The 26,067-nt window shown below is 70.1% G+C and carries 24 protein-coding genes; 9 read left to right on the forward strand and 15 right to left on the reverse strand.

What is annotated here, in order from left to right; all coding sequences use genetic code 11:
- Positions 1-7 precede the first annotated feature (7 nt).
- Positions 8-1,318 (forward strand): MATE family efflux transporter, encoded by a 1,311-nt coding sequence (locus ACWEN6_RS19960; RefSeq protein ID WP_452571679.1) that lies wholly within the window; start codon positions 8-10, stop codon positions 1,316-1,318.
- Here ACWEN6_RS19960 and ACWEN6_RS19965 read toward each other — a convergent pair.
- The 7 genes from ACWEN6_RS19965 to rpsF all read right to left on the reverse strand — a co-directional run bounded on the left by ACWEN6_RS19965 (position 1,305) and on the right by rpsF (position 6,105).
- Positions 1,305-2,066, reverse strand: coding sequence for an amino acid ABC transporter ATP-binding protein (locus tag ACWEN6_RS19965; RefSeq protein ID WP_354924253.1), 762 nt, complete (start codon positions 2,064-2,066; stop codon positions 1,305-1,307). The two genes, ACWEN6_RS19960 and ACWEN6_RS19965, sit on opposite strands and share 14 nt — an antisense overlap.
- The gene (locus tag ACWEN6_RS19970) at positions 2,063-2,998 is read right to left on the reverse strand and encodes an amino acid ABC transporter permease (RefSeq protein ID WP_452571681.1); all 936 of its coding nucleotides are present in this window, start codon (positions 2,996-2,998) and stop codon (positions 2,063-2,065) included. The genes ACWEN6_RS19965 and ACWEN6_RS19970 overlap by 4 nt, the downstream gene beginning before the upstream one ends.
- 194 nt (positions 2,999-3,192) lie before the next feature.
- Positions 3,193-4,068: an ABC transporter substrate-binding protein gene (locus ACWEN6_RS19975; protein WP_452571683.1), complete on the reverse strand. Its 876-nt coding sequence runs from the start codon at positions 4,066-4,068 to the stop codon at positions 3,193-3,195.
- 309 nt (positions 4,069-4,377) lie between these two features.
- Positions 4,378-4,824, reverse strand: coding sequence for a 50S ribosomal protein L9 (gene rplI, locus ACWEN6_RS19980; protein WP_354852081.1), 447 nt, complete (start codon positions 4,822-4,824; stop codon positions 4,378-4,380).
- 17 nt (positions 4,825-4,841) lie between these two features.
- Entirely contained in the window at positions 4,842-5,078 is a 237-nt protein-coding gene (rpsR, locus tag ACWEN6_RS19985) for a 30S ribosomal protein S18 (RefSeq protein ID WP_061256131.1), read from the reverse strand.
- 72 nt (positions 5,079-5,150) lie between these two features.
- The gene (locus tag ACWEN6_RS19990) at positions 5,151-5,714 is read right to left on the reverse strand and encodes a single-stranded DNA-binding protein (RefSeq protein WP_452571685.1); all 564 of its coding nucleotides are present in this window, start codon (positions 5,712-5,714) and stop codon (positions 5,151-5,153) included.
- Between the two features lie 100 nt (positions 5,715-5,814).
- Positions 5,815-6,105: a 30S ribosomal protein S6 gene (rpsF, locus tag ACWEN6_RS19995; RefSeq protein WP_354852086.1), complete on the reverse strand. Its 291-nt coding sequence runs from the start codon at positions 6,103-6,105 to the stop codon at positions 5,815-5,817.
- Between the two features lie 239 nt (positions 6,106-6,344).
- Here rpsF and ACWEN6_RS20000 point away from each other — a divergent pair, with 239 nt between their 5' ends.
- Positions 6,345-6,650 carry a hypothetical protein gene (locus ACWEN6_RS20000; protein ID WP_452571687.1) on the forward strand — a complete coding sequence of 102 codons (306 nt, stop codon included), beginning with the start codon at positions 6,345-6,347 and terminating at the stop codon, positions 6,648-6,650.
- A gap of 163 nt (positions 6,651-6,813) precedes the next feature.
- Here the strand turns inward: ACWEN6_RS20000 and ACWEN6_RS20005 are convergent, their stop codons facing one another.
- The gene (locus ACWEN6_RS20005) at positions 6,814-6,999 is read right to left on the reverse strand and encodes a hypothetical protein (RefSeq protein ID WP_354852089.1); all 186 of its coding nucleotides are present in this window, start codon (positions 6,997-6,999) and stop codon (positions 6,814-6,816) included.
- A 99-nt stretch (positions 7,000-7,098) separates the two neighbouring features.
- Between ACWEN6_RS20005 and ACWEN6_RS20010 the strand changes: the two genes are divergently transcribed.
- Positions 7,099-7,854: a deoxyribonuclease IV gene (locus ACWEN6_RS20010; RefSeq protein WP_452571689.1), complete on the forward strand. Its 756-nt coding sequence runs from the start codon at positions 7,099-7,101 to the stop codon at positions 7,852-7,854.
- A 177-nt stretch (positions 7,855-8,031) separates the two neighbouring features.
- Here ACWEN6_RS20010 and ACWEN6_RS20015 read toward each other — a convergent pair whose 3' ends face one another.
- The 4 genes from ACWEN6_RS20015 to ACWEN6_RS20030 all read right to left on the reverse strand — a co-directional run bounded on the left by ACWEN6_RS20015 (position 8,032) and on the right by ACWEN6_RS20030 (position 14,165).
- The gene (locus ACWEN6_RS20015; protein ID WP_452571691.1) at positions 8,032-9,156 is read right to left on the reverse strand and encodes a mannosyltransferase family protein; all 1,125 of its coding nucleotides are present in this window, start codon (positions 9,154-9,156) and stop codon (positions 8,032-8,034) included.
- Positions 9,157-9,358: 202 nt separating this feature from the next.
- Positions 9,359-10,708, reverse strand: coding sequence for a glycosyltransferase family 87 protein (locus tag ACWEN6_RS20020; protein ID WP_354924265.1), 1,350 nt, complete (start codon positions 10,706-10,708; stop codon positions 9,359-9,361).
- Between the two features lie 12 nt (positions 10,709-10,720).
- A complete protein-coding gene (locus ACWEN6_RS20025) occupies positions 10,721-13,636 on the reverse strand; it encodes a transglycosylase domain-containing protein (protein ID WP_452571693.1) in 2,916 nt (971 codons plus the stop codon).
- A gap of 97 nt (positions 13,637-13,733) precedes the next feature.
- The gene (locus tag ACWEN6_RS20030) at positions 13,734-14,165 is read right to left on the reverse strand and encodes a DUF5318 family protein (RefSeq protein WP_354852098.1); all 432 of its coding nucleotides are present in this window, start codon (positions 14,163-14,165) and stop codon (positions 13,734-13,736) included.
- Between the two features lie 146 nt (positions 14,166-14,311).
- Between ACWEN6_RS20030 and ACWEN6_RS20035 the strand changes: the two genes are divergently transcribed.
- Complete coding sequence (locus tag ACWEN6_RS20035; protein ID WP_354852100.1) at positions 14,312-14,968, forward strand: PadR family transcriptional regulator; 657 nt, start codon at positions 14,312-14,314, stop codon at positions 14,966-14,968.
- A 13-nt stretch (positions 14,969-14,981) separates the two neighbouring features.
- Positions 14,982-16,061: an inositol-3-phosphate synthase gene (locus tag ACWEN6_RS20040; protein WP_354927622.1), complete on the forward strand. Its 1,080-nt coding sequence runs from the start codon at positions 14,982-14,984 to the stop codon at positions 16,059-16,061.
- Positions 16,062-16,205: 144 nt separating this feature from the next.
- Here ACWEN6_RS20040 and idi read toward each other — a convergent pair whose 3' ends face one another.
- Positions 16,206-16,805, reverse strand: coding sequence for an isopentenyl-diphosphate Delta-isomerase (gene idi, locus ACWEN6_RS20045; RefSeq protein ID WP_452571695.1), 600 nt, complete (start codon positions 16,803-16,805; stop codon positions 16,206-16,208).
- A gap of 327 nt (positions 16,806-17,132) precedes the next feature.
- Here idi and ACWEN6_RS20050 point away from each other — a divergent pair, with 327 nt between their 5' ends.
- On the forward strand, positions 17,133-18,434 hold the full coding sequence (locus ACWEN6_RS20050; RefSeq protein WP_452571697.1) for an MFS transporter: 1,302 nt from the start codon (positions 17,133-17,135) through the stop codon (positions 18,432-18,434).
- Positions 18,435-18,492: 58 nt separating this feature from the next.
- Here ACWEN6_RS20050 and ACWEN6_RS20055 read toward each other — a convergent pair whose 3' ends face one another.
- Positions 18,493-19,848, reverse strand: coding sequence for an aminotransferase class III-fold pyridoxal phosphate-dependent enzyme (locus tag ACWEN6_RS20055; RefSeq protein WP_452571699.1), 1,356 nt, complete (start codon positions 19,846-19,848; stop codon positions 18,493-18,495).
- An 83-nt stretch (positions 19,849-19,931) separates the two neighbouring features.
- Positions 19,932-21,377: a CCA tRNA nucleotidyltransferase gene (locus ACWEN6_RS20060; RefSeq protein ID WP_452571701.1), complete on the reverse strand. Its 1,446-nt coding sequence runs from the start codon at positions 21,375-21,377 to the stop codon at positions 19,932-19,934.
- Positions 21,378-21,521: 144 nt separating this feature from the next.
- Here ACWEN6_RS20060 and ACWEN6_RS20065 point away from each other — a divergent pair, with 144 nt between their 5' ends.
- From ACWEN6_RS20065 to murJ, 3 genes are read left to right on the forward strand one after another with little or no spacing between them, the layout of a single operon-like run.
- Positions 21,522-22,100: an aminoacyl-tRNA deacylase gene (locus ACWEN6_RS20065; RefSeq protein ID WP_452571703.1), complete on the forward strand. Its 579-nt coding sequence runs from the start codon at positions 21,522-21,524 to the stop codon at positions 22,098-22,100.
- Positions 22,101-22,146: 46 nt separating this feature from the next.
- A complete protein-coding gene (locus ACWEN6_RS20070; RefSeq protein WP_452571705.1) occupies positions 22,147-24,378 on the forward strand; it encodes a DUF6049 family protein in 2,232 nt (743 codons plus the stop codon).
- Positions 24,375-25,988, forward strand: a complete 1,614-nt coding sequence (gene murJ, locus ACWEN6_RS20075; protein WP_452571707.1) for a murein biosynthesis integral membrane protein MurJ — start codon at positions 24,375-24,377, stop codon at positions 25,986-25,988. The genes ACWEN6_RS20070 and murJ overlap by 4 nt, the downstream gene beginning before the upstream one ends.
- Positions 25,989-26,067 lie beyond the last annotated feature (79 nt).

Here is a 26,067-nt window from a genome sequence, read left to right on the forward strand (position 1 = left end):
TAGACAAGTGACTCTTACCCCCCGGGTCGGCAGCCAGGAGATCCTCAGGCTCGCCGTTCCGGCCTTCGGCGCGCTCGTGGCCGAGCCGCTGTTCATCCTGGTCGACTACGCCATCGTCGGCCGTCTCGGCACGGCCTCGCTCGGCGCCCTCGGCATCGCCGGGGCCGCGCTCACCACCCTGGTGAACATCTGCGTCTTCCTGGCGTACGGCACGACGGCGGCGGTGGCCCGGCAGGTCGGCGCGGGCAACCTCGTCCGGGCGGTCAAGCAGGGCATCGACGGGCTGTGGCTGGCCACGGCGATCGGGCTGGCGCTGATCGTGGTCTGCTGGCCGCTGTCCCCGTGGATCGTCCAGTGGTTCGGCGCGGTCGCCGAGGTGTCCGGGCCCGCGGTCGCCTACCTGCGCATCAGCCTGTTCGGTGTCCCCGCCATGCTCGTCGTCCTGGCCGGCACGGGCATCCTGCGCGGCCTGCAGGACACCGTGACCCCACTGGCCGTCTCAGTCGGGTCCTTCGCGCTGAACGCCGTGCTCAACGCCGTGTTCGTGCTGGGGTTCCACTGGGGCATCGCGGGCTCGGCGTGGGGCACCGTCACGGCCCAGGGACTCGGCGCCCTGGTCTACCTGGTCGTCGTCGCCCGCGCGGCCCGCCGGCACCGGGTCTCCCTCCGTCCTGACCTGGCGGGAGTACGGGCCTCCGGTACGGCCGGCATCGCTCTGATCATCCGGACGGTGTGCCTGAGGGTCGTGCTGCTCGCCGCCACCGCCGTGGCCACCCGCATGGGCGTCGCCCAGCTCGCCGCCCACGCGATCGCCACGCAGATCTGGTCGCTGCTCGCCTACGCCCTCGACGCGATCGCCATCGCCGGCCAGGCCATCACCGGCCGCACCCTCGGCGCGGGGCGCAGCGACCACACGCGGGCGGCCACCCGCACGATGGTGGTCTGGGGCGTCGGCTGCGGGATGGTCCTGGGGGCCGCCACCCTCGCGCTGCGGCCGGTCATCCCGCACCTGTTCGGCGCCGACGCCGCCGTGAGCGCCGAGCTGGTCGCGGTCCTGTGGCCGGTGGCGCTGCTCCAGCCCGTGGCCGGCGTGGTGTTCGTGCTCGACGGCGTGCTCATCGGCGCCGGGGACCGCCGCTATCTGGCCTGGGCCTCGGCGATCACGACGGCCGTCTACCTGCCCGCGGCGTACGCCGTCGTCCACCTGGGCGGCGGCCTGGTGGCGTTGTGGGCGGCGCTGGGCGTGTGGATGGCGGCCCGTCTGGTGACCCTGGGCTCGCGCGCGTACGGGCGCGCCTGGCTGGTCACCGGCGGTTGAGCACCCTGCTCAGGAACTCGCGGGTACGCGGCTCGCGGGGGTCGGTGAAGATCTGCTCCGGAGTCCCCTGCTCCAGCAGCACGCCGCCGTCCAGGAAGCAGACCTTGTCGGCGATGTCCCGGGCCAGCCCCATCTCGTGGGTGGCCAGGACCATCGTCATCCCCGTGTCCTTCAGCTCGCGGATGATCTCCAGCACCTCGCCGACCAGCGCGGGGTCCAGGGCCGAGGTCACCTCGTCCAGCAGCAGCAGGCGCGGCCGGGTGGCGAGCGCGCGGATGATGGCCACTCGCTGCTGCTGGCCGCCGGACAACCGGTCGGGGTAGGCCTCCGCCTTGTCCGCCAGGCCGAACCTGGCCAGCAGCTCGCGTGCCCGCTCCTCGGCCTCGGCCCTGCCGACGCCGTGCGCCTTGCGCGGCGCCAGCGTGATGTTGGAGAGGACGGTCATGGAGGGGAAGAGGTTGTAGGCCTGGAACACCATGCCGATGCGCTTGCGCACGTCGTCGGGGTCGGCCCGCACGTCGGTGATCTCCGCACCGTCCAGGTGGATGGCGCCGTCGTCGACGGTCTCCAGCAGGTTCACGCAGCGCAGCAGGGTCGACTTGCCCGAGCCGGAGGCTCCGATGAGGCAGACCACCTCGTGGGAGTCCACCGACAGGTCGATGCCGCGCAGCACGCTGTGGCGGTGGTAGAACTTCCACACGCCCTCGATCTCCAGCAGGCTCCGCCCCTGCTCGACCGGCACGGTCACGCTCCCCTCCTTCTCTGCGAACGGGCCGCCAGGTAGTCGGTGAAGCGGGCCATCGGGATGGTCAGCACGATGAACAGCAGCGCCGCGGCCAGGTAAGGGGTGTAGTTGAAGGTCTCGGCGGTATGGATCTGCGCCTGGCGCAGCGCCTCCAGCGGGCCGATGGTGGCCACCAGGGCGGTGTCCTTCTGCAGCGAGACGAAGTCGTTGAGCAGCGGCGGCACGACGCGCCGCACGGCCTGGGGCAGCACGACGAAGCGCATGGCCTGGCCGTGGGTCAGGCCCAGCGACCGCGCGGCGGCGCGCTGGCTCGGGTGCACCGAGTCGATGCCCGACCGGAACACCTCGGCGACGTACCCTCCGTACGACAGCACCAGCGCGATGATCCCCAGCGTCGCCAGGTCGGTGGGCATCCCTTGCAGGCGCAGTGCGGGCAGGCCGAACCCGACCAGGTAGATGACCAGGATCGTCGGCACGCCGCGGAAGACGTCGGTGTACAGCACGGCGAGCGCGCGCAGCGGGTAGAACACCGGAGCGTGCAGGTTGCGCACCAGCGCGACGAGCAGGCCGACGACCAGGATCAGCGGCTCGGCGATCAGGAAGATCTTGATGTTGAGCAGGAAGCCCCATAGGACGTCGGGCAGGGCGCCGGAGAACTCGCCGAGGTCGAAGAAGGTCTCCTTGACCCGCGGCCAGCCGGGCGAGGTGGTGACCAGCCAGATCAGAAGGACGATGAACACCACGGTGGACGCCGTGGCGATCGAGCCGGACCGCAGGTCCGAACGGCGGCGCAGTCGCTCGCGCTCGCGCTGCCGTTCGCTCCTGCGCCACGAGCCGTCCTCGCCCGGCCCGCCATCCGAGCCCGGCCTCTCCCGCGAAGCGCGGTCCCGGCCAGGCCCGTGTGTGGAGACGCGGGCCTGACCCGGTTCGTCCATGGAGACGCGGGCTTGACCCGGCCCGTCCGTAGAGACGGGGGCTTGATGCGGCCCGTCCGTAGAGACGGGGGCCTGAGCTCGCCCGTCCATAGAGACGGGGCCCTGAGCTCGCCCGTCCGTGGGGACGGGGGGCTCACCTGGCGCGTCGCCGAGGACGCGGGGATCGGCCGAGCTACCTTCCGGGACTCGGTCGCTCACTTCAGCTCCGGCGCGCCCGCCGCCGAGCCGAGCCACCGAGTCTCGATCTTCGCCAGCTCGCCGGAGGACTTCAGCTCGCCGATGGCCTGGTCGACGCAGCTCACGAGCGGGTTGCCCTTCTGGAAGACCAGGCCGAACTCCTCGGGGGTGCCCGAGCCCGCGCCGAACTGGCCGACGATCTTGGAATGCTCCACCTGTGCCGCCGTGACGTAGAAAGCGGTCGGCAGGTCGACCACCAGGGCATCCACCTGCTTGTTCTTCAGCGCGGTGATCGCGTCGATCTGCTCGTTGTAGACGTTGGGCTCGGCACTCGGCTGGATGACGTCCTTCACGGCCTGCAGGGAAGTGGTGCCGATCTGCACGCCGATCTTGGCGTCCTTCAGGGCGGCCAGGGAGGTCGCCGAGGCGAACTTCGAGCCCTCCAGGGCGACCGCCGCCTGCTTGACCGTGTAGTACCCGCTGCTGAAGTCGACGGCCTTCGCGCGGGCCGGGGTGATGGACACCTGGTTGACGTCGAAGTCGAACTGCTTGTCGCCGGGCGCGAACGCCGAGTTGAACGGGATGCTCGCCCAGGACACCTCGCCGTCGGCAAAGCCGAGCTTGGCCGCCACGGCGTAGGCGACGGCGCTCTCGAAGCCCTGGCCGTTGGCGGGCTTGTCGTCCTTGAACCACGGCTCGTACGCGGGCTTGTCGGTCGCGATCGTCAGGGTGCCGGGCTTGAGCAGCTTGAGCTGGTCCTTGGCGCAGGAGGCCGACGCCTGCGGAGTGCCGCTCGCGCCGGCGGAGGGGGTCGTCGTGTCGGAGGCCGGAGCGCACGCCACCGCCACCAGCGCGAGGGCGCCGAGCGCCGGCAGCATCGAGGGACGGAGCATACGTGCCTCCAGAAGGCGTCTCACCGAGGGAATTCGTCGCCCAGGATAGCGGGAAGCACGCATTCGCACATATAGCGCCAACTAGCAGCAAACAGGGATAACCTGCGGCTTCGCTCCGTAGAGATGACGAAGGCCCCTTTCACGGAAGGAAAGGGGCCTTCACCGGACCTCGGGCCACGGCGCGACCGCCCGCGAAGGCGGGACGGCGAGCCGCGACCGGAACCTCAGGCGCCGGAGACCGTCACGACCCGAAGATCGTCAGACCGCGGAGAGCACCGGCGACCGGAGGCCGTCTGTGCACGGGAACCGTCAGGAACCGACGACCTCGACGTCGAGGTTGGCCGACACCTCGGGGTGCAGCCGGACCGAGACGCGGTGGGAGCCGACGCTCTTGATCGCGTTGGTGATCTCGATGCGACGACGGTCGAGGAGCGGACCGCCCGCGGCCTTGACCGCGTCGGCGATGTCACCGGTGGTGACCGAGCCGAACAGGCGGCCGGAGTCGCCGGCGCGCGTCTTCAGCGTGACCCGAAGGGCGCCGAGCCGGCCGGCGACCTCCTTGGCGGTGCCGAGGTCGCGGATCTCGCGGGCGTCGCGCGCCTTCTTGATCGAATCGATCTGCTTCTCGCCGCCGCGCGTCCACCGCATGGCGAACCCGCGGGGGATCAGATAGTTGCGGCCGTAGCCGTCCTTGACCTCGACGATGTCGCCGGGAGCGCCGAGGCCGGAGACCTCATTGGTGAGAATGAGCTTCATATCTCGCAAGCCTCCTGTCAGCGCGCGGTGCTCGTGTACGGCAGCAGCGCCATCTCACGGGCATTCTTGATCGCGGTCGCCACGTCACGCTGGTGCTGGGTGCAGTTGCCCGTCACCCGGCGGGCACGGATCTTGCCGCGGTCGGAGATGAACTTCCGCAGCAGCGCCGTGTCCTTGTAGTCGACGTAAGAGATCTTGTCATGGCAGAACAGGCAAACCTTTTTCTTCGGCTTGCGCAGTGCCGGCTTCGCCATCTTGGTGCTCCTCCTAAGAGAGCCCCGCATGACGCGGGAATGGTCGATCGGTTACTGGAATGGATGAGTGGATCAGAAGGGAGGCTCGTCGCTCAGGTCGCCGCCACCGCCACCGCCGCCGTAGCCGCCCTGGTTGTAGCCGCCACCGCCGCCGCCGTAGCCACCGCCGCCGCCTCCGCCGAACCCGCCACCGGCGGGCGCCGGAGTGGCCGAGGCCCACGGGTCGTCGGCGCCGCCGCCGAACCCGCCGCCTCCGCCGCCGCCCTGGCGGGCGGTCTTGTTGACCTTGGTGGTGGCGTTGCGCAAGGACGGGCCGACCTCGTCGACCTCGACCTCGTAGACCGTGCGCTTCTCGCCTTCCTTGGTCTCGTACGAGCGCTGCTTCAGCCGCCCCTGCACGATGACCCGCATCCCACGCTGGAGGCTCTCGGCGACGTTCTCCGCCGCCTGACGCCACACGTTGCAGGTCAGGAAGAGGCTTTCGCCGTCCTTCCACTCGTTGGTCTGGCGGTCCATGAACCGCGGAGTGGACGCGATGCGGAACCGGGCCACGGCCTGCCCCGAAGGGGTGAAACGCAGCTCGGGGTCGTCGACAAGATTGCCGACGATGGTGATCGTTGTGTCGCCTGCTGCCATCGGTCGCTTTCGCCTTCCTGCGTGAGTCTGCGCAGCCTGTCGGGCCTCAGAGTACGGCTCCGGCCCGACAAAAGCCGGGCTTCGGCGGACTCGGAGCCGCTCAGTGCATGTCGGGGCGCAGCACCTTGGTGCGCAGAATGCCTTCGTTCAGGTTGAGCTGGCGGTCGAGCTCCTTGACGGTGGCCGGAGCCGCCGTCAGGTCGATGACGGCGTAGATGCCCTCGGACTTCTTGATGATGTCGTAGGCCAGCCGGCGACGACCCCACACGTCGACCTTCTCCACCGTGCCGCCGTCGTTGCGGACGACCGTGAGGAACTGGTCGAGCGAGGGAGTCACCGTGCGCTCATCGAGGGACGGGTCCAGAATGACCATCACTTCGTAATGACGCATGCGGACTTCCAACCTCCTCTGGACTATCGCGGTCACGACACCATGCCGTGACAGGAGGACGCTGACGTCGTCGCCCCCGCCTTCGGTGGCGGGGCGACCGCGTGCTTCGAGATCGGGTACGCCGAACGGCACGCATAACGAACGCAGCCCACGAAGTCTACCAGGGCGCCGCGACTGACCTGCCGCGATTGCCCGCCGCCACAAGGGGAACGTGGGAGAAGAGGGAGGGGGTGGTCATCATGCGATCTGCCACGGGCTCCGGCAGAGAGCACTTCCACCTGTCGCTGAACACCGACGGCAGGAAGCACACCCTGGAGAACGCCCTGACGCTGGTGGCGCTGGCCTGCGGCGGCGTCGCCTTCGTCAGCGGCCTGGTGGTGAGCGCGCACATCGTCGCCTCGTGGACCGGAGTCGTCGGGTTCGTCGTCGGGATGTACTCGCAATATGTGTCGGCCACGACCGCCGAGCGGTCGTTGAACATCGTCGCCATCGTCATGTCGTTCGTCGGCGTCGCGATGGGCGTCTATCACGGAGGGTTCGTCTGACCGGCCCGGACGGCCGGTCCGTCCGACCCGCGAAGGCCGTCACGCCCGTCCGGTGCGGCACGATGGGGCGCCCCCCGAGGCGCCCCCGCCGTTCACTTCCCGCCGGCGTGGAGATCGGCGCGCCATGTCGCCGCATCTCCCCGCGTCCGTGGACGTCGCCGCGTCACTGTCCGCCGATGTGGAGGTCGATGCCGAGGAGAATGAGGAACCACAGGACGATGGCGAGCAGGGCTTGCGCGATCTTCCTGAGCAGGCTCGGGGTGATGTAGTCGTGAACCCATGCCACGTAAATGCCGATGAGGATGTAGATCAGGCCTAAGAGGCTGATCCCGCGGCGGTAGTAGGCCACAGTCGTCTCCTATATGTCACGGTACGCGGGTGTCAGGGCGTACCAGCCTGGCGCCCCTACTGCCCCTGGTGGAGACCTTGAAACGGCTAGGCTCGACCCATGGTGCGTATCGGAGCTCACGTCGACCGAGATGATCCCCTGGCCCACGCGACGGCCCGCGGCGCGGAGGTCGCGCAGTTCTTCCTGGGCGATCCGCAAGGGTGGAAAGGCCCCGTGCTGCCGGAGAACGCCGAGGCGCTGGCCTCCTCGGAGATCGACGTCTACGTCCACGCGCCGTACGTGATCAACGTCGCCACCGCGAACAACCGCATCCGCATCCCGAGCCGCAAGCTGCTGGCCGGCCAGCTGGAGGCGGCGGCGTCGATCGGCGCCAAGGGCCTCATCGTGCACGGGGGCCACGTCGGCAAGGACGACGACCCGCAGGTCGGGTTCGACAACTGGCGCAAGGTCTTCGAGCGGCTGGAGACACCGATCCCCGTCCTGATCGAGAACACCGCCGGAGGCGGCAACGCGATGGCGCGCCGGCTCGAGCGCATCGCCCGGCTGTGGGAGGCGCTGGACGGCTTCGACGTGGGGTTCTGCCTGGACACCTGCCACGCGCACGCCGGCGGCGAGGAGCTCGCCGACGTGGTCGACCGGGTCAAGGCCATCACGGGCCGCATCGACCTGATCCACTGCAACGACTCGCGGGACGCCTTCGACTCCGGCGCCGACCGTCACGCCAACCTGGGCAAGGGCCAGATCGACCCCGAGCTGATCCTGTCGGTGTGCCGCGCCGCGGGCGCGCCGATCGTGGTCGAGACACCCGGCGACGGGCAGGCGGCCGACATCGCCTTCCTTCGTGACCACCTTTAGTCCACAGCCTGTGGATAAATCCCCTGGATTACGGAGCCGGGAAAAGGGGTAAGGCGTTCCCTCGCGCCGGCAGGGCCGACCAGGGGACGGACGCGAGCCGGCCCGCCTGATCACGGACCGCCTTCGCAGCGGACGCGGGGCAGGCCGTCCAGCGGGGGCGTGTGACACCGGCGCGGGTCAGCCCGCCCAGGCGCCGCGCATGAAGGTCATGGTGTTCAGCACCATGAGCGGCCCGGCCACCAGCGCGTACAGCAGCAGCACCCAGCGGCGGCGCACCGACACCCGCCCGAGCATCACCCACAGCGGCCACCACAGCAGGGCCGAACGCGGGACCGACAGGTAGTACGCCGAGAACAGCAGGGCGCTCAGCTGCAGTCCGACGTACACCAGTTCGCTCCACCTGCGGGCGACGAGCAGCCAGATCAGCACGGCGACCCCGAGCAGGGCGCCCGCGACCTCCATGCGGAACGCCCACACGAACTGCCCGTCCCCGGCCGCCATCTGCCAGGTGGTCAGGAACGACTGCCACGGCCAGACCATCTGCCGTCCCCAGCCGGCCTGCTGCGCGTGCTGCCAGGCCAGCCAGTCGCCCGTGCGCTGGTGCTGGTAGAACGAATAGGCGACCAGCGGCAGGAAGGGGACCGCCAGCCACCACGCCTGGCGGAGGCTCCCCCGGCGCGTGACGTACTCCACGATCAGCGCGAGCGCGAGGAACAGGCCCGTGATGCGCACGCACGACGCCCCGGCGGCCAGCAGCGCCGCCGCCGGCCAGTCGCCGCGCCGGGCGTACAGCCAGGCGGGTATCGCGAACGCCAGGAACAGCGATTCGCTGTAGCCGGCGAACAGGAACACCGCCATGGGGAACAGCAGGATCGCAAGGACCGCCCGCCATCCTGCGCCCGCGGGGCCCTCGAACTCGGCGAGCCGCGCGAGGGCCACCATCGCCACCGCTCCGGCGACGAACGAGATCAGCAGGCCGGCGAGCGACCAGTCGGGGATGATCACGTGGACCAGCCGCAGCGCGATGGGCATGCCGGGGAAGAAGGCGGGCAGCCCGGCGTCGGGGTTCTCGGCCGGGTCACCGCCGTAGCCGAACTTCGCGATCTTCACCAGGAGCCCGGCGTCCCAGTGCGTCCAGCGTTCCAGGAACGGGGTGTCGTTCGCTTCGCTGCTGAGCACTCCGGCGCCGACCGTCATGGCGACGATGATCCCGATCCTCGACCCCAGCCACGCGAGGAGCGCCTCGCGGTCGGAGAAGCGTGCGGGCGCCGGGGAAACGGTCTCCTGGGGGGAGGTCTGCACGCATAGGAGAATAGAGGGTCAAGCTGGACTTCTCGATCAGAGCGGACCGGAAAGAACCCGGCTCCCGGGAAGATCTCGGAGCCGGCTCCCGGACGGGACGGCCGCAAACCCGCGGAGCCGGCAGGCGCGATCGCCGCGTCCCGGCCGGAACGGCCGGGAGCTCAGAGCGGATACGTCGAGCGCCGCCTCCTGGACGCAAGGGTCAGGAGGCTTCGGGAGCGGCCTCACGCACCGCCGTCCGGGACGGCATCCGCAGGACGAAACGGTCCTCGGCGCCGTCGAAGACGCCGCCCACCGGGTCGTCCACGCCGCCCTGCCGGATGACGTCGTGCTCGGGGCGCAGGATGTCCCTGACCACGAACGCCGCCAGGATGGCGATGGTGATCGCCCGGGCCCACACGGCCGCGAAGTAGCCGCCGTCGCCGATGCCGAGCGTCTCGTTGCCCGGCTGGACGTGGACCAGGTACAGCCAGATCGCGAAGAAGTACCAGCACTCGGCCACCTGCCACAGCGCCAGCGGCTTCCAGTTCGGCCGCGCCAGCACCGCGAACGGCACCAGCCACAGCACGTACTGCGGCGACCACACCTTGTTGGTGACCATGAACGCGGCCAGCACCAGGAAGCAGAGCTGCATGAGACGCGGCCGGGTGGGCGCGGTGAGCGCCAGCACGGCCACGGCCAGGCACAGCAGGCCGAACGACACGATGCCGAGCATGTCCACCCGCCCGGCGTCACCGAGGAAGGGCCACTGCCGGTTCTGGAAGAAGAACCACAGTGACCCCCAGTCGGCTCCGCGCTCGCTGCTGAAGACGTAGAACCTCCTCCAGCCGTCGAACGCGAAGAGCATGAACGGCAGGTTGACCACCACCCAGGTGATCACCGTGCCGCCGACCGCCCACAGCAGGGCGGGCAGCTTGCGCGTCCGCAGCGCCAGCAGCAGCAGCGGGCCGAAGAACACGACCGGGTAGAACTTGGTGGCGATGGCCAGGCCCAGCAGCGCCCCGGCCGTGAAGTGCGCCCGCCGCGACCAGGCGAGGAAGGCGCCCAGGCTCAGCGCCCCGCACATCAGGTCCCAGTTGATGAACGCGGTGAGGATGAGCGCGGGCGCCAGCGCGTACCAGGCGGCGTCCCACGGCCGGCGCTGCAGTCCGGCCAGCGCCACCATGACCACCACCCCGGCGACCAGCGACGCCGCCATGACGATCACCGTGAGGTCGAAGAACCGGACGCCCGGATCGCTGGTGCCCGTCACGAGCTTCTGGATGACCCACATCAGCGAGCCGATGCCGACCGGGTACTCGACCGGGTGACCGAAGTAGGGCGTCAACCCCTGGTCGAGCTTCTCGTTCCACCACAGCGGATAGATGTCGGTGTAGCAGAAGTTGAGGAACTGCTGTGTTCCGTCGTTCCACGCCCCGCCGAACCGGCACGGCGCCTTCCACGCGTACGCGAGGATCGCCCCCAGGGCCGCGAGCAGCCCGAGAGGGACGAATGGCAGGGCGGCACGCGCCACGGAGCCGGCGGCACCCGGCGTGGACGTGGAACGGGTCATGTCGTCGTCCGATCAGCGAGAGGGCGCGGGCGTCGATCGGCGCCCGCCCGGCGCGGTCGGAGTGGGCGCGGGAGTGGCGGCGTCGGAGGGGGTGCTGCCCTGCTTGAAGGGGTCGCCTCCGCCGTTGCCGCCGTTGTTGCAGCTGTCGTCCCACGGCAGGCAGCCGCCGTTGTCGTCGGGGTTGCCGTTGGGGTCGCCGTGGCCGTTGGGGTCGCCGTTGTCGTTCGGGAACCCGTTGTCGTCCGGGAACCCGGGGTCGGCCGAGGGAGTCGGCGTCGGGATCGGCTTGGGCACGATGTTCTCCGGCGACCCGCCGTTGACGGGGTCGGGGAACTGCTCGACGGGCTTGCCGTTCATGGCCGCCGCCATGAACGCCCGCCACACCTGGCTCGGGTAGGTCGCGCCCTGGATGTTGCCCAGGGAGACCTCCTTGCCGGTGCTGCCGTTCGGGCAGATCTCCCGCTCGGACAGCACCTTGCCCTTCTTGGTGACGCACTGCTCGCGGTACATGCCGACGGCGGTCGACATCTGCGGGGTGAAGCCGACGAACCAGGCTTCCTTGTTCTCGCTGTTGGTACCGGTCTTGCCGGCCACCGGGCGGTCGGACAGCGCGGCGCCGCGGCCGGTGCCCTCCTTGACGACCGCGCGCAGCGCCTCGATGGCGTCCGCGGCCGCGGACGGGTCGATCACCTGGGTGAAGGACTTCTCCTCGGGGATGACCACGTTCTTGTTGACGTCCTCGACCTGCCGCACCACGTGGGTCTTGTAGTGCCTGCCCTGGTTGGCGAAGATCGAGTACCCGCTCGCCTGCTCCAGCGGCGAGACCAGGGCGGTGCCGATCGCCAGCAGGAACTTGTGCTCCTGCTCGTCCCGGTCGAGCTCGTCGCGCGGGATGCCGGCCCCGGCGGCGATGTCCTTCACCTTGTCCAGCCCGACCTGGAAGGCCATGGACGCGTAGGCCGTGTTGATCGAGTGCGCGGTGGCCGAGGTCACGGTGATGCCCGAGGGCATGCGCTCCTCATTGGTGATCTTGGTGGTGCCCGGCAGCACCTTGGGCACGGTCTCATTGCCGGGCACGTAGCTGTTCAGGCTGTAGCCCGCCTTGAGCCAGGCCGCCAGGACGTACGGCTTGAACGCCGACGCGGCCTGCTTGCGGGCGTAGAAGGCGTCGTTGAACTGGTCGGGATGCTTGCCCAGGTAGTTCTTGCCGCCGTAGAAGGCGATGACCCGGCCGTTGCGGGGGTCCACCGCCGCGAGCGAGGTGTGGATCTCCGGCGAAAGCGGCCGGGTGTTGTTCTGCACGGCCAGCGCGGCGGCGTCCATGAGCTTCTTGTCGAACGTCGTCCTGATCTTGTAGCCGCCGGTCTCGATCTCGGAGCGGGGCAGCCGGTCCTTGAGCTCGTCCATGACAGCGTTGATCATGTAGCCGCGGAAGCCGCTGTTGTAGTTCCGCGCCTTGTACTTCTGGATCTTCGGGAACTTGGCGGTGGCCGGCAGGTTGCCGTACTTCTGCGGCCAGGTCCTCGCCATCTGGCCGATGACGTAGGTGAAGCGCTCCTGCGTGGCCTTGAAGTTGCCCTGGATCTCCTGCGCGTCGAAGTTGCCCGGCTGCTGGATGCGCCCGGCGAGGTAGGCCGCCTGCGCGGGGGTGAGCTCGCTGGTGTGCTTGCCGAAGAACGACCGGGCCGCGGCCTCGATGCCGTAGGTGTTGCGGCCGAACGGCACGATGTTCAGGTAGTACAGCAGCACCTTGTCCTTGGTCCACTCCTTGTCGAGCTTCACCGCGATGAAGATCTCCTTGATCTTCCGGGTGACCGTCCGCTCAGCGGTGAGGTTGTCGAAGTAGCCGCGGGCCATCTGCTGGGTGATGGTCGAGGCGCCCTGCACCTGCTGGCCGCTCGCGGTGCTCCACAGCGAGCGGGCCATGCCCGAGAGCGAGATGCCGGAGTCCTCACGGAAGCTGGAGTTCTCGGCGCCGATCACCGCGTCCTGGACGTGCTGCGGGACGTCTTTCAGGCTGTCGAGCTTGACGCGCTCGACCCCGAGCTTGGCCAGCACCTCGCCGCTGCCGTAGTAGATCGTGCTGCCCTGCGCGTTGGCGCTCTCCTTGGCGCTCTCCTCGGTGGGCAGCGGGGTGTTGGCGTAGGCCACGGCGATCATGCCGAAGACGCCGGCCGCGATCACGGCGAAGCCCGCCATGACGATCTTCCAGTTCGGGAGGAACCGGGTCCAGCCGCGGCGGCGGGGCGGCTCCTCGCCTTTCGCCCGGCGGGACCGGCGTCCGCCGGGCGGGCCGTCACCGGGACCGCGTCCCCCGGGACCATCTGGTCCACCGGGGCCGGCCGGGCCTCCGGGACCGCCCGGGCCCGCGGCGGCGCCGAAGGTGCCCGTCGCGCCGGCGCGGGCGGGACCACCCTGCGCTCTGCGGGAGCGCCGGGGCCCCGCGTCGCGGCTCACGACCGTCTCGGCGCCGGACGGCTCGCGCCGCGGCGCCGCCGGACCTGCCGCGGCGACCTCCTGCATCGACTGGGTGTCCTCGAAGGCCGCCTCGGAGCGGCGCGACCGTGGGTCGGCGGGCCCCCTGCGCGGGTCGCCGGCCCGGGCACGCGGGTCCGCGGCGGCCGGGCGGGGACGGGGAGCCGCGCCGGAGCGTCCCGGCGACGACCGGGTGTCCCACCCGGCGTCGGGACTCTGCCGCGGCGCCGCGCGCCGCGCCGAGCCCTGGTCGTACGCGGGCGCGGAGCCCTGGTCGTACGCGGGCGCGGAGCCCTGGTCGTACGCGGGCGCCGACCGCGGCGCGGGGTATCCACCGGCGGGCGCGTCCCCTTGCGGAGAGCGACGGCGCCGCCCGGGACGAGCTGATCCACCGGCGCCCTCGGCTTGCTCAGGGCGACCGGTCGGCTCTGGGCCATAGCTGCTGTAACTCACGCGTCCTCGTTGGGTCATCTGGCGATCTGGAGGTCTTCGACGTCTGTCTGCGGCAGGCGGAGAACGTGCCTCCCGGGGGGAACTCGACTGCGCATGGCTACGTCTCCGCGGGGTCCCCGCCTGAGTCGGAGTCGATCTGTCGCATGGTGTCCGAGCTGCCCGGTGGCCCGCCATTGCCCAGGACGAAGGAAACCGTCAGGTGATTCCATGAGCAACCTTGGCAGACCTCGACAACGTAGACCCGGAATTCCTCGTATTCGCGGGCCATCTGAACAAGGTCTGACGTGGCCTTTACGCGCCCTGCGCTGCGACCCAGCGCGTCACCGTACACGTATGTGACATGGGTCACGTTCCGGTGCTCACAGATGGGGCAGACGCGCTCCGTCGGCTCACCGTGGTACCGAGCGGCACGCAAGAGGTAGGGATGCGCATCGCACACATCACGCCTGGCCGTGCGGCCGGAGCGAAGCGACAGGATCGTCGCTCGCTTCGCGAGGCCGTAGTCCACGACCCCTCGCTGTGACCACATGAGCGTCAGACTACGACTTTTTTATCTATTCCGCCCAACCGCTTGACGGATTTCTTGATTGCGCAGTATGCCGACGCGACGTATCCTCAGGATGTATCGGCTCGATACATCGACGGGACACATCGTTGCGAGAGGGGGCGGTTCCAGTGGCGGTCGGCAAAGGCGGAGTGCTGGAACTGGCCGTGCTCGGCTCGCTCCACGAGACGCCCTTGCACGGCTACGAGCTGCGCAAACGGCTCAACGCCCTGCTCGGCATGTTCCGTGCGTTCTCCTACGGTTCGCTCTATCCCTGCCTGCGGCAGCTGCTCGCGAACGGGCTGATCGCCGAGGAGACGCCGGAGGAGACCGCCGCCGGCACCGGGTCGCAGACCGCGCTCGACAGCGGCCTGCCGCTCACCGGGCGCCGGTCGAAGATCGTGTACAAGCTGACGGCCGAAGGCAAGGAGCGGCTCCACGAGCTGCTCACCCAGGCGGGCCCGTCCTCCTGGGAGGACGAGAGCTTCGGCGTCCACTTCGCCTTCTTCCGCCACACCGAGGCCGAGGTCCGGCTGCGCATCCTCGAAGGCCGCAGAAGCCGCCTTGAAGAGCGGCTCGACGGAGTGCGCACCGCTCTCGCCCGCACGCGAGAGCGGCTCGACAGTTACACCCTGGAATTACAGCGCCACGGCTTGGAATCGGTCGAGCGCGAGGTGCGCTGGCTGAACGAGTTGATCGATACCGAACGAGCGCAAGCCGTCCGGGCAAGAGCGGACAGGGCACAGGCGCAGGACGCCGAGCCCGTTCCTGATGAGACGAACGAGTAAAGGAGCGAGTGCCATGGGTTCCGTGCGCGTAGCCATCGTCGGTGTCGGCAACTGTGCCGCAGCGCTGGTCCAGGGCGTGCATTACTACCGGGACGCCGATCCCGGCGTCCGGGTGCCCGGTCTGATGCATGTCCAGTTCGGTGACTACCACGTCGGTGACGTCCAGTTCGTGGCCGCCTTCGACGTCGACGCCAAGAAGGTCGGGCGCGACCTGTCCGAGGCGATCGTCGCCTCGGAGAACAACACCATCAAGATCTGCGACGTGCCGCCGACCGGCGTCACCGTGCAGCGTGGCCCCACATATGACGGTCTTGGGGAGTACTACCTCGAGATGATCGAGGAGTCGGACGAGCAGCCGGTCGACGTGGTCGCCGCGCTCAAGGCCGCCAAGGCGGACGTCCTGGTCTCCTATCTCCCCGTGGGCTCGGAGGACGCCGACCGCTACTACGCGCAGTGCGCCATCGACGCGGGCGTCGCCTTCGTCAACGCGCTGCCGGTCTTCATCGCCTCCGACCCGGTCTGGGCGCAGAAGTTCACCGACGCCGGCCTCCCCATCGTCGGCGACGACATCAAGTCCCAGGTCGGCGCCACCATCACCCACCGCGTCATGGCCAAGCTCTTCGAAGACCGCGGGGTCGAGCTGCTGCGCACCTACCAGCTCAACTTCGGCGGCAACATGGACTTCATGAACATGCTGGAGCGCAAGCGCCTCCAGTCCAAGAAGATCTCCAAGACGCAGTCGGTCACCTCGCAGATCCCGCACGAGATGGCGAAGGCCGACGTCCACATCGGCCCCTCCGACCACGTGCCGTGGCTGGACGACCGCAAGTGGGCCTACGTCCGCCTGGAGGGCCGCTCCTTCGGCGACACCCCGCTGAACCTGGAGTACAAGCTCGAGGTGTGGGACTCCCCGAACTCCGCCGGCGTCATCATCGACGCCGTCCGTGCCGCCAAGATCGCCATGGACCGCGGCATCGGCGGCCCCATTCTGTCGGCGTCGTCCTACTTCATGAAGTCGCCGCCGGAGCAGTACTCCGACGACGACGCGCGCGACGCCGTTGAAAAGTTCATCCGCGGCGAAGTCGAGCGCTGACGGCGAAGGCGCCGCTTCCGCCGGACGGACGCGCGCCGGCTCTTCCGGGCCTGGCCCGGCTTCGCCGAAACGGAAGGCGCCCATGGTTCCACGTGAAACCATGGGCGCCTTCCACGTCTTACACGCCTTGGGTGAGCAGGTGCGTCAGGTCCCTGAGGACAGGACGCGGGCGGCGGGCGGCAGTTCGGCGGGGTCGGCCGTGGGCCAGGTATAAGGGTCGGAGCCGAGGGCCGCCAGCAGCGGCACCTGTTCCCCGCACCACGGTGAGATCGCCAGCAGGCCGCACATGACGTCGTCGGTGAACTCCTTCCACGGCATCCAGCGGGCGTCGCCGACCTCCTCGGGGTTCGGAGACGGCTCGGCGGACACCACCGCCCGGTAGACCGGGCACATCTCGTTCTCCACCGTTCCGTCCCGCATCACCGCGCGGTAGGCGAAACCGGGGAGCATCAGCTCGACGTCGTCGGCCTTCAGGCCGAGCTCGTGGGACAGCCTGCGCCCGACCGCCTCGGCCAGCGGCTCCCCGGGCAGCGGGTGTCCGCAACAGCTGTTGGTCCACACTCCGGGCCAGGTGCGCTTGTGCGAAGCGCGCCGGGTGAGCAGGACCCGTCCCTCGCCGTCGAACACATAGCACGAGAACGCCAGATGCAGCGGGGTGTCGGCCCCGTGCACGACCGTCTTGGCGGCGGTGCCGACCGCTTCACCTCGCGCGTTCACAAGCACGACATGTTCGTCATGGGTCACCTGACCGAGGGTACGTGATCATGTCGGGTAGACGGACTGCGCTGAAGTGCTCTCACGGCGGCCGGGCCGGAAAACGGTCACACCCAGGTGATGATTCGTCATTCCCGGTGGGCCAAGCATCTACCTGACGCCAAGCGGATCCGCCTGAAAACCCGCCCTCCACCTCGCACGTGGTACCGGAACCGCGGCCACGGTGGGCCGTCGGCCGAGGAGGCGACGGCACCGGCTCCTGCGGCCGGATCGACCGGGATGGTTCATCACCTGTTGGGGGCGAATCAGGGTTGTTCCCGATGTGTTCCACGACACGTGCCCAGTAGGCTGGCCCGCGTGTCATTCGTCTCCGACCTCCGTGCCGTCCTTCGAGGCCGGGACTTCAGACGTCTCTACGCCACCCGCCTGGTCTCGCAGTTCTCGGACGGCGTCTTCCAGTTCGCCGTGGCCGGCTATGCCTTCTTCACCCCGGAGAAGCAGACGAGCGCCGCCGAGGCCGCCATCGCGTTCGCGGTGCTGCTGCTGCCCTACTCCGTGCTCGGGCCCTTCGCCGGGGTCTTCATCGACCGCTGGTCGCGGCGGCAGATCCTGGTCATCGCCCCGATCGTCCGCGGCGTGCTGCTCCTGGGGGCCGCGCTGCTCGTGGCGTTGGGCACCCCCGACTGGTGCTTCTACGCGGCGGCCCTCGCGGTGCTCGGCGTCAACCGCTTCTTCCTGTCCGCGCTGAGCGCGTCGCTTCCGCACGTGGTCGAGGCGGAGCGCCTGCTGCTGGCCAACGCCGTCACTCCGACGTCGGGCACGGTCGCCACGTTCGTCGGCGCGGGCGCGGGCTATCTGCTCCGGCTGGCCTTCGGCCCCGAGCACAGCGGCACCGCCGGCCTGCTGATCGTCTCGGGGGTGGTGTTCGGAATGAGCGCCCTCATCGCCTCCACCATGCACAGGGAACTGCTCGGCCCCTCGTTCGACCCGAACCTGCCGCAGGCCCGCCAGGCGGTGCGTCACGTCATGAGCGGCCTGATCGACGGTGCGCGCCACGTGGTGCATCTGCGGGCTCCGGCGGCCGCGCTGGGCAGCATGGCCGCCCACCGGTTCCTGTACGGCCTGACGATCGTCATGACCGTGATGCTCTACCGGTACTACTTCACCTCCGACGTCGAGGCAGGCCTGAACGAGGTCACCGGCGTGCTGGCGAGCTCCGGCGCCGGCTTCTTCATGGCCGCGCTCATCACGCCGTGGGCCACCGAGCGCTTCCGCCCCGAGGCATGGATTCCGATCATGCTGGCCACCGGAGGAGTGCTGATGCTGGCGCTCTGCCTGCCGTTCAAGGAGATCGGCTTCGTGGCCATGGGCTTCGTCCTCGGCGTGACGGGGCAGAGCGTGAAGATCTGCACCGACACGATCGTGCAGCGCGACGTCGAGGACGCCTATCTCGGGCGGGTCTTCTCCATCTACGACATGCTCTTCAACGGCATGCTGGTCGCCGCCGCCGCGGCCGCCGCGCTCTTCCTGCCGGCCAACGGCAAGTCGTACACGGTCCTGCTGATCGCCTCCGTCGGGTACGTCGCCAGCGCCGTGGTCTACCGGCTGGTCGTCGGCGTCACCACCCGCCCCGCCCAGCCGCAGCAAGCCGCCCGCTGAACCTCCGTCGCACGCCGGTGCGCTCCGACCCCGATCTTCACGGGCGGCCGAGCGTGGATCAGGGACTCAGCGTGGCCACGGCGGCCGTCATCGCCCCTGTGATCGCGGCGAGGTCGCCGGGGCCGGTGCAGTAGGGCGGCATGGTGTAGAGGAGGCGGCCGAAGGGGCGCAGCCAGACGCCGTGCGCCATCACGACATTCTGCATCTTCTCCACCTCCACCGGCTCGGCCGTCTCGACCACGCCGATCGCCCCCAGGACGCGGACGTCCCGGACGCCGGGAGCGCCCACGGCGGGGGCCAGGCCCTCGGCGAGCGCGGCCTCGATGCGCTTGACCTCCTCCTGCCAGGGCCGTTCGCCCAGCAGGGTGAGGGAGGCGTCGGCGACCGCCGCGGCCAGGGGGTTGGCCATGAAGGTCGGACCGTGCATGAGCACCCCGATGCGCTCGGCCACCTCCTCGGTGCACAGGGCGGCGGCCATGGTCAGGTAGCCGCCGGTCAGGGCCTTGCCCACGCACATGATGTCCGGCCGGACGCCCGCGTGGTCGCAGCCGAACATCTCGCCCGTGCGCCCGAAGGCGGTCGCGATCTCGTCGGCGATGAGCAGGATGCCGTGCTCGTCGGCCAGTTCCCGCAGCCTGCGCAGGTAGGCGGGATGGTAGAACCGCATGCCGCCCGCGCCCTGCACCACCGGCTCGACGATGATCGCCGCCAGCTCACCGGCGTGCCGTGCGACCATCACGTCGAGATGGCGAAGATATGCCTCGTCGGGGATAACCGGTTCAGCCGAGCCGCCGGGGGGTGCCGGCTCCGACGATCCGCCGGAGACCGCCGGCCCGGCCGGCGGGCGGCGAGGCGCCGAGGTCGAGGGGGCTCCGGGGCGCAGGCCGTAGTCGGCGGGGGGACGATCGGCGAAGACGTGGGCGGGAAGGACGCCGCCGAACAAGTGGTGCATGCCGTTCACCGGATCGCAGACCGACATCGCCCCGAAGGTGTCGCCGTGGTACCCGCCCCTCACGGTGAGCAGGCGGCCCTTACCGGTGGCCTGCACGGCCATCTTGATCGCGACCTCGACGGCCACCGACCCGGAGTCGGCGAGGAAGACCTTGGGGAGGCCGGTCATCTCGGCCAGGCGCCGCGCCAGGCGGACGGCCGGCTCGTGGGTGAGGCCGCCGAACATCACATGCGCCATATCGCCGAGCTGGTCGCGTACCGCCGCGTCCAGCCGAGGGTGCCCGTACCCGTGGATCGCCGACCACCAGGAGGACATCCCGTCGATGAGCTCACGGCCGTCGGCGAGCGTCAGCCGGACGCCCTCGGCCCTGGTCACCGGGTGCGCCGCCACCGCCGCGGCCGCGGCGGTGTACGGGTGCCACAGGTGCCTGCGGTCGAGCTCGCGCAGCTTCTCGGCGTCCATCCCGCCACCCTAGTCCGGGCCCGCCTCCGCCCCTCAACCGTCCACCGGGGCCGGCGGGCAACGGCCAGGCCCTCCCAGGGCGGTCAGGCGGAGCCGGGGAGGAGGTCCTGGTCGCGGGCCCAGGCCAGGAGGGCTTCGCGGGCGGCGTCCTTGCCGACGATCCCCTGGTCGAGGCGCATGTCCAGCAGGAACTTGTACGCCTTGCCGACCACAGGGCCCGGGCCGACGCCGAGGACCTGCTGGATCTCGTTGCCGTCCAGCTCGGGCCGCATCTTGGCCAGCTCCTCCTCGTCGGCGAGGCGGGCTATGCGCACTTCCAGGTCGTCGTAGGTGCGCGACAGGGCTTGCGCCTTGCGCTTGTTGCGGGTGGTGCAGTCGGCGCGGGTGAGCTTGTGCAGCCGCTCCAGCAGGTGTCCGGCGTCGCGGACGTACCGGCGCACGGCGGAGTCGGTCCACTCGCCGGTGCCGTAGCCGTGGAAGCGCAGGTGCAGTTCGACCAGTTGGGCGACGTCGGCGACGACGTCCTTGGGGAAGCGCAGCTCGCCGAGGCGCTTCTTGGCCATCTGCGCGCCGACGACCTCGTGGTGGTGGAAGGAGACCCGCCCGGCCTCCTCGTACCGCCGCGTCTTGGGCTTGCCGATGTCGTGCAGCAGGGCCGCCCACCGCAGGACGCGGTCGGGCCCGGCGGTCTCCAGGGCGATGGCCTGCTCGAGGACGATGAGGGTGTGCTCGTAGACGTCCTTGTGGCGGTGGTGCTCGTCGATCTCGAGCCGCAGCTTGGGCAGCTCGGGCAGGACGTGGGCGGCCAGGCCGGTGTCGACCAGGAGCCCGAGGCCGGATCGCGGGTCGTCGCCGCAGAGCAGCTTGTCGAGCTCGTCGCGGATGCGCTCGGCGGACACGATCTCGATGCGGTCGGCCATCGAGGTCATGGCGGCGACCACGGCGGGGTCGACGGTGAAGCCGAGCTGGGAGGCGAAGCGGGCGGCCCTGAGCATCCTCAGCGGATCGTCGTCGAAGGACTGCTCGGGCGTGCCCGGGGTGCGCATCACCTTGGCGGACAGGTCGGACAGGCCGCCGTACGGGTCGACGAACTCGTGCCCGGGGAGCCGCACGGCCATGGCGTTGACCGCGAAGTCACGGCGCTCGAGGTCGGCTTCGAGGGTGTCGCCGTAGACGACCTCGGGCTTGCGCGACTTGGGGTCGTAGGACTCGCTGCGGTAGGTCGTGATCTCCAGGACCCAGGCGCCCTTGCGGACGCCGACCGTGCCGAAGTCGATGCCGATGGTCCAGATGGAGTCGGCCCAGTCTTTGACGATTTCCAGCACCCGCTCTGGGCGCGCGTCGGTGGTCAGGTCGAGGTCGTTGCCGATGCGGCCGAGGAAGACGTCGCGAACCGAGCCGCCGACGACGGCGAGCTCGTGCCGGTGCGCGGCGAACAGGTCGCCGAGCTCATCGGCGATCGGGGCGATCCGCCGAAACAGGTCGATCACGGCCCTCTGCTGACTAACGCTCAGATTTGAGACGGACAAGCTGGGTAGGTCCTTCGGTTACGGAAGCAGATCTCCGAGCTAGCCCTGGTGTAACCCACCCGGGGATACACCCCGAGCGATCACCAGGTTACGGTCGGTCGTAGGTCTGTCGGGGGCACCCGGACAAGACAAGGAGCACGAGAGATGAAAGACGCCCTCGCGATCCACCGCCGGCTCCTGTCCCACCAGATCCACCATGAGATCGTACGGCTTCCCCGCGCCTTGACATGCGCCGACGACCTCCCCGCCATTCTCCACGTCGAGCCCGCTTCGTGCATTCGGGTAACGGTCTACGAGGTCACCACCCGTAACCAGCGCGAGCCCGTGGCCGTGGTCACCACGGTCGCCTCGCCTCCGCGGCCGGGAGCCGTCGGGGCCCTGCTCGGCGCCCGCCGGGTGCGTCCCGCGCCCGCCTTCCTGGTGAACTCCGCCACCGACTACGCCGCCACAAGCGTGTCACCCCTGCTGCTTCCGGACGACCTCACCGTGCTGATCGACGAGCGCCTGGCCGAGCACGGCGACCCCGACGCCCTGGTCTACACCCCGACCGGCGAACGGCGCACGGCACTGCGTCTGAGGGTTCTTGACCTGCTGTCTCTCACCCGCGGCAAGCACGTCGACCTGGAGTCCCCCCGGCACAGGACGGTGCGCATGCCGGGCACGCGCGAGGTGCGGCCGGTGAGGGGCGCCCCTCGCTGCGAATCGCCGCCCGCTCTGCTTTAGGCCATACCATTCTGGGCGTGCGCCCAACTCCACCCCTGGCCGGCACGTGACCCGCGGAGCCGCCCTGATCGTCGCGCTGACCGCCGCGTTCCTCACGCCGGCGGCCGTCGCCGGTGCCTCGGCCGGTCCGGCCGGGGCGGGAGCCGCACAGGTCGCCGCCGCGCAGGCACGCCCCGCCCACGCCGGAACCGCGCCCCGGGGCCTTGCGGCCGACGCGCAGACCACGGCCCGGGTCCGCCAGGCTCACGCCTCGACGTCGGGCCGGCAGGAGACCCAGATCGTGGTCAACTCGATCACGCCCCAGGCGCCCCGCGATTCCACCACCGAACTGAAGATCTCCGGGGCCGTCGCCAACACCGGCGGCACCACCCTCAACTCCCTCACGCTCCAACTGCGCTTCTCCCGCCAGCCGTTCGCCACCCGCGCCGAGATGCAGGCATTCGCCGACGGCGGCCCCATGCTGGACTCCACCCGCGAGTCCCTGGTGGTCGGCCAGCTGGTGGCCTCACAGAAGGTCCCCTTCGAGTTCGCCACCACCCCGGCGAAGCTCGGCATATTCCGCTTCGGCGTCTATCCCCTCACCATCCAGATCATCGACGCGGCCGGGCGGCCGCTCGCCGCGCAGCGCACGTTCCTGCCCTACGCCCCCGCCGGCCAGCAGGTCGCCCGCACGAAGATCTCCTGGGCGCTCCCCCTCGCCGACCAGCCGCACCGCGGCGACGACGCCACCTTCGTGGACGACGCCCTGCACGACGCCGTGGCCGACGACGGCCGCCTGGGCAAGCTCCTCAAGCTGGCCGAGACCTCCGCCAAGGGCGTGACCTGGTTCGTCGACCCGGCGGTGCTCGACGACGCCCAGGCCATGGCCAAGGGGTACACCCTCAAGTCCGGCGACAAGGCCGAGAGCCGGCCGGGCGACCAGACCACATCGCAATGGCTCCAGCGGCTGCGCACCGCCTTGCAGGACGTCCCCGTGTCCGCCCTTCCCTACGCCGATCCGGACATCACCGCGGTCAACCACCACGGAATGGACACCGTCACCGGCACCGCGCTCAAGCAGGGCGCCGCCGTCGCCACCGAGGCGCTCGGCAAGGACGTCACCACCGCCGTGAACTGGCCGGCGGCCGGGGTGATCGACCGCGACGCGCTGGACGTCCTGGCCGTCGGCGACGTGCGCACGGTGCTGCTGAACGCCTCGGCGCTCCCCCCGAGCACCCCCGTCATCTACACCCCCAACTCCGCCGCCACGGTGGACACCGTCAAGCGGCCGGTGCGCGTGCTGCTGGCCGACCCCGTGCTGAGCGAGCTGGTCGCGACGACCGGCACCTCCGGGCCGGGCGTGACGGCCCTCACCACCCAGCGCTTCCTCGCCGAGACCGCGATGATCAGCGCCGAGCGCTCCACCGAGTCGCGCGCGGTCGTCGCGGCGCCGCCGCGCCGGTGGAACCCCGACCCGGCTTTCGTCACGGCGCTGCTCAAGACGGCGTCCTCGGCGCCCTGGCTCAAGCCCGTCTCCCTGGGCTCGGTGAAGCCCTCGGCCGACACCGCGATCCCCCGCACCGACCTCGTCTACACCGACAAGGACCGCCAGGCCGAGCTGAGCCTGGCCTACATCAGCGCGGTCAGGAAGATCAGCAGGCGGGCCGAGCTGACCGCCACGGTAAGCGCCGACCACCGCAGGGTCTTCGACACCGCCGTGCTCCGCGCCGCCTCGACGGCCTGGCGCGGCCGCGCCGGCGCGGCCGCGCCGTTGCTCAAGCAACTCGACGCGGCCGTGACCACCCGCACCGACGCCGTCTCGATCACCGGCCGGGAAGGGCGCACGCTCGCCGGTAAGAACGGCACCGTGCCGATCAGCATCCGCAACGACCTCGGCGACCAGGAGGTCACCGTCGGCGTGCGGATCACCTCCGGTGACCGCAAGCTGCTCACCATCGGCGCCTACGAGTCGCCGGTGACGATCAGTCCCGGCAAGACGCGGCCGATCGACATCCCGATGACCGTCAACGGCAACGGCGGCGACACGACGGTGAAGGTGCAGCTCACCACCGCCGACGGCATCCGCTACGGCGCTCCGGTCGAGGTCTCGGTGCGCACCACGGGGTACGCCGCCATCGCGCTGGTGATCGTGGGCGCGGCCGTGGCCGTGATGCTCGCCGCAGTGCTGCTGCGCGTCCTGCGGCGCCGCTCACGCAAGGCGGCCAGGACGCGGGGCGCCATACGCGGCCGGCCCCAATCCGTACCCGAACCGGCACAGCAGCGAGAGGGGCCTTCATGAGCCGGATGTTGCGCGCCAGCGCGATCATGGCCGCGGGCACCATGGTGTCCCGCCTGACCGGCTTCGTGCGCACGGCGGTGCTCGCCTCGGCCATCGGCGTCGCCGCCCTGGGCGACGCCTACAACATCGCGTACACGATCCCGTTCATCCTGTTCGACCTGCTCATCGGCGGCGTGCTCAGCAGCGTCATCGTCCCTATGATCGTCAAGGCGCAGAAGCACGACGCCGACGGCGGGCGCGCCTACGAGCAGCGGCTGATGACCGTGGCCACGCTCGCCCTGGTCGTGATCGCGGTGGTGGGCGTGCTGTGCGCGCCGCTGCTGATCGAGCTGCTGACCACCGACCTGCCGCCGCTCGACGCCGAGGTCGCCACCACGCTGGCGCGCTACATCCTGCCGCAGATCGCCTTCTTCGGCATCGGCGCGATCGCCGGCGCCATCCTGAACACCCGCGACCGGTTCGCGGCGCCCATGTGGGCGCCCGTGCTGAACAACGTCGTGGTCATCGGGGTCGGCCTGCTCTACCACTTCGTGAGCCGCGCGGGCGGGAACCTCCACGCGGTGACCGGCTCCGACCTGGCCCTTCTCGGGCTCGGCACCACGGCGGGCATCGTCATCCAGTCGATCGTCCTGGTGATCTCGGTGCACCGCGCCGGGTTCAGGTTCGTGCCCCGGTTCGACCTGCGCAACGCCAGGCTGGGCGAGATGGGCCGGGCCGGCGTGTGGACGCTCGCGTTCGTCCTGCTCAACCAGGTCTCCTACATCGTCACGACCAACCTGGCCACCGGCGCCACGGCCAAGGCAGGGAAAGAGCACGTCGCCGGCATCGCCTCCTACAGCTACGCCTTCCAGCTCTTCCAGCTGCCCTACGGCATCATCGCGGTCTCGGTGATCACCGCGATGCTCCCGCGTATGAGCCGGTACGTGCACGAGGGCGAGTACGGCGCCATCCGCGAGGAGTTCGCCTCCGGCGTGCGCCTGGTGTCGTGCGTGATCGTGCCGTGCGGGCTGCTGCTGATGGTCCTCGGCCCGGCGGTGACGGTGCTGATCTTCGGGCACGGCAGCACCTCGGTCGACGACGCGGTGAACATGGGCAACGTTCTGCAGGTCTTCGGGCTCGCGCTGGTGCCGTTCTCGATCTACCAGCTGCTGCTGCGGGTGTTCTACAGCTTCGGCGACACCCGCACCCCGGCGCTCGTCGCCGCCGGCAACCTGGCGGTCAACGCGACGGTGAGCTACATCCTGTACCTCACGCTGCCGCCGCGGCTGATCGTCATGGGGCTCGCCGCCTCCTTCACCGCGGCGTACGTGGTCGGCGGGACGGTCGCCTGGACGCTCGCGAGCCGGAAGGTCGGCGGCGGGCTGGGCGGGCGCCTCGTCGCCTCCGGGCTCTCGCGGATGTACACCGCCGCCATCCCCGCGGCGGTCGTCGCGCTGGCCGCGTTGTGGGCGATCACGGAGTTCGCCGGCGTCACGCCGCTCAGCTCGGCCATCATGCTGGTGGCGGGGGGTGGGCTCGGCGGGGCGCTCTACCTGGTGACGTCGCATCGCATGCGCATCGCCGAGATCAGCTCGATCATTGGACTTGTGGCGGGGCGGGTAGGCCGCTAGTCATAGGTAACCCGGAAGTCCGGTTCGCCCGTGTTCAAAGGGCAACACGGACGAGACCCGCGCCGGACTACGATGGTGC

The organism is Sphaerisporangium sp. NPDC004334, from assembly GCF_053602655.1.

What these genes read in the sequence shown, in the direction of transcription:
- ACWEN6_RS19970 (WP_452571681.1), bottom strand. Translation starts at nt 2,998, where the DNA reads ATGGACGAACCGGGTCAGGCCCGCGTCTCCACACACGGGCCTGGCCGG.
- ACWEN6_RS19975 (WP_452571683.1), bottom strand. Translation starts at nt 4,068, where the DNA reads ATGCTCCGTCCCTCGATGCTGCCGGCGCTCGGCGCCCTCGCGCTGGTG.
- rplI (WP_354852081.1), bottom strand. Translation starts at nt 4,824, where the DNA reads ATGAAGCTCATTCTCACCAATGAGGTCTCCGGCCTCGGCGCTCCCGGC.
- rpsR (WP_061256131.1), bottom strand. Translation starts at nt 5,078, where the DNA reads ATGGCGAAGCCGGCACTGCGCAAGCCGAAGAAAAAGGTTTGCCTGTTC.
- ACWEN6_RS19990 (WP_452571685.1), bottom strand. Translation starts at nt 5,714, where the DNA reads ATGGCAGCAGGCGACACAACGATCACCATCGTCGGCAATCTTGTCGAC.
- rpsF (WP_354852086.1), bottom strand. Translation starts at nt 6,105, where the DNA reads ATGCGTCATTACGAAGTGATGGTCATTCTGGACCCGTCCCTCGATGAG.
- ACWEN6_RS20000 (WP_452571687.1), top strand. Translation starts at nt 6,345, where the DNA reads ATGCGATCTGCCACGGGCTCCGGCAGAGAGCACTTCCACCTGTCGCTG.
- ACWEN6_RS20010 (WP_452571689.1), top strand. Translation starts at nt 7,099, where the DNA reads ATGGTGCGTATCGGAGCTCACGTCGACCGAGATGATCCCCTGGCCCAC.
- ACWEN6_RS20020 (WP_354924265.1), bottom strand. Translation starts at nt 10,708, where the DNA reads ATGACCCGTTCCACGTCCACGCCGGGTGCCGCCGGCTCCGTGGCGCGT.
- ACWEN6_RS20030 (WP_354852098.1), bottom strand. Translation starts at nt 14,165, where the DNA reads ATGTGGTCACAGCGAGGGGTCGTGGACTACGGCCTCGCGAAGCGAGCG.
- ACWEN6_RS20040 (WP_354927622.1), top strand. Translation starts at nt 14,982, where the DNA reads ATGGGTTCCGTGCGCGTAGCCATCGTCGGTGTCGGCAACTGTGCCGCA.
- ACWEN6_RS20055 (WP_452571699.1), bottom strand. Translation starts at nt 19,848, where the DNA reads ATGGACGCCGAGAAGCTGCGCGAGCTCGACCGCAGGCACCTGTGGCAC.
- ACWEN6_RS20065 (WP_452571703.1), top strand. Translation starts at nt 21,522, where the DNA reads ATGAAAGACGCCCTCGCGATCCACCGCCGGCTCCTGTCCCACCAGATC.
- murJ (WP_452571707.1), top strand. Translation starts at nt 24,375, where the DNA reads ATGAGCCGGATGTTGCGCGCCAGCGCGATCATGGCCGCGGGCACCATG.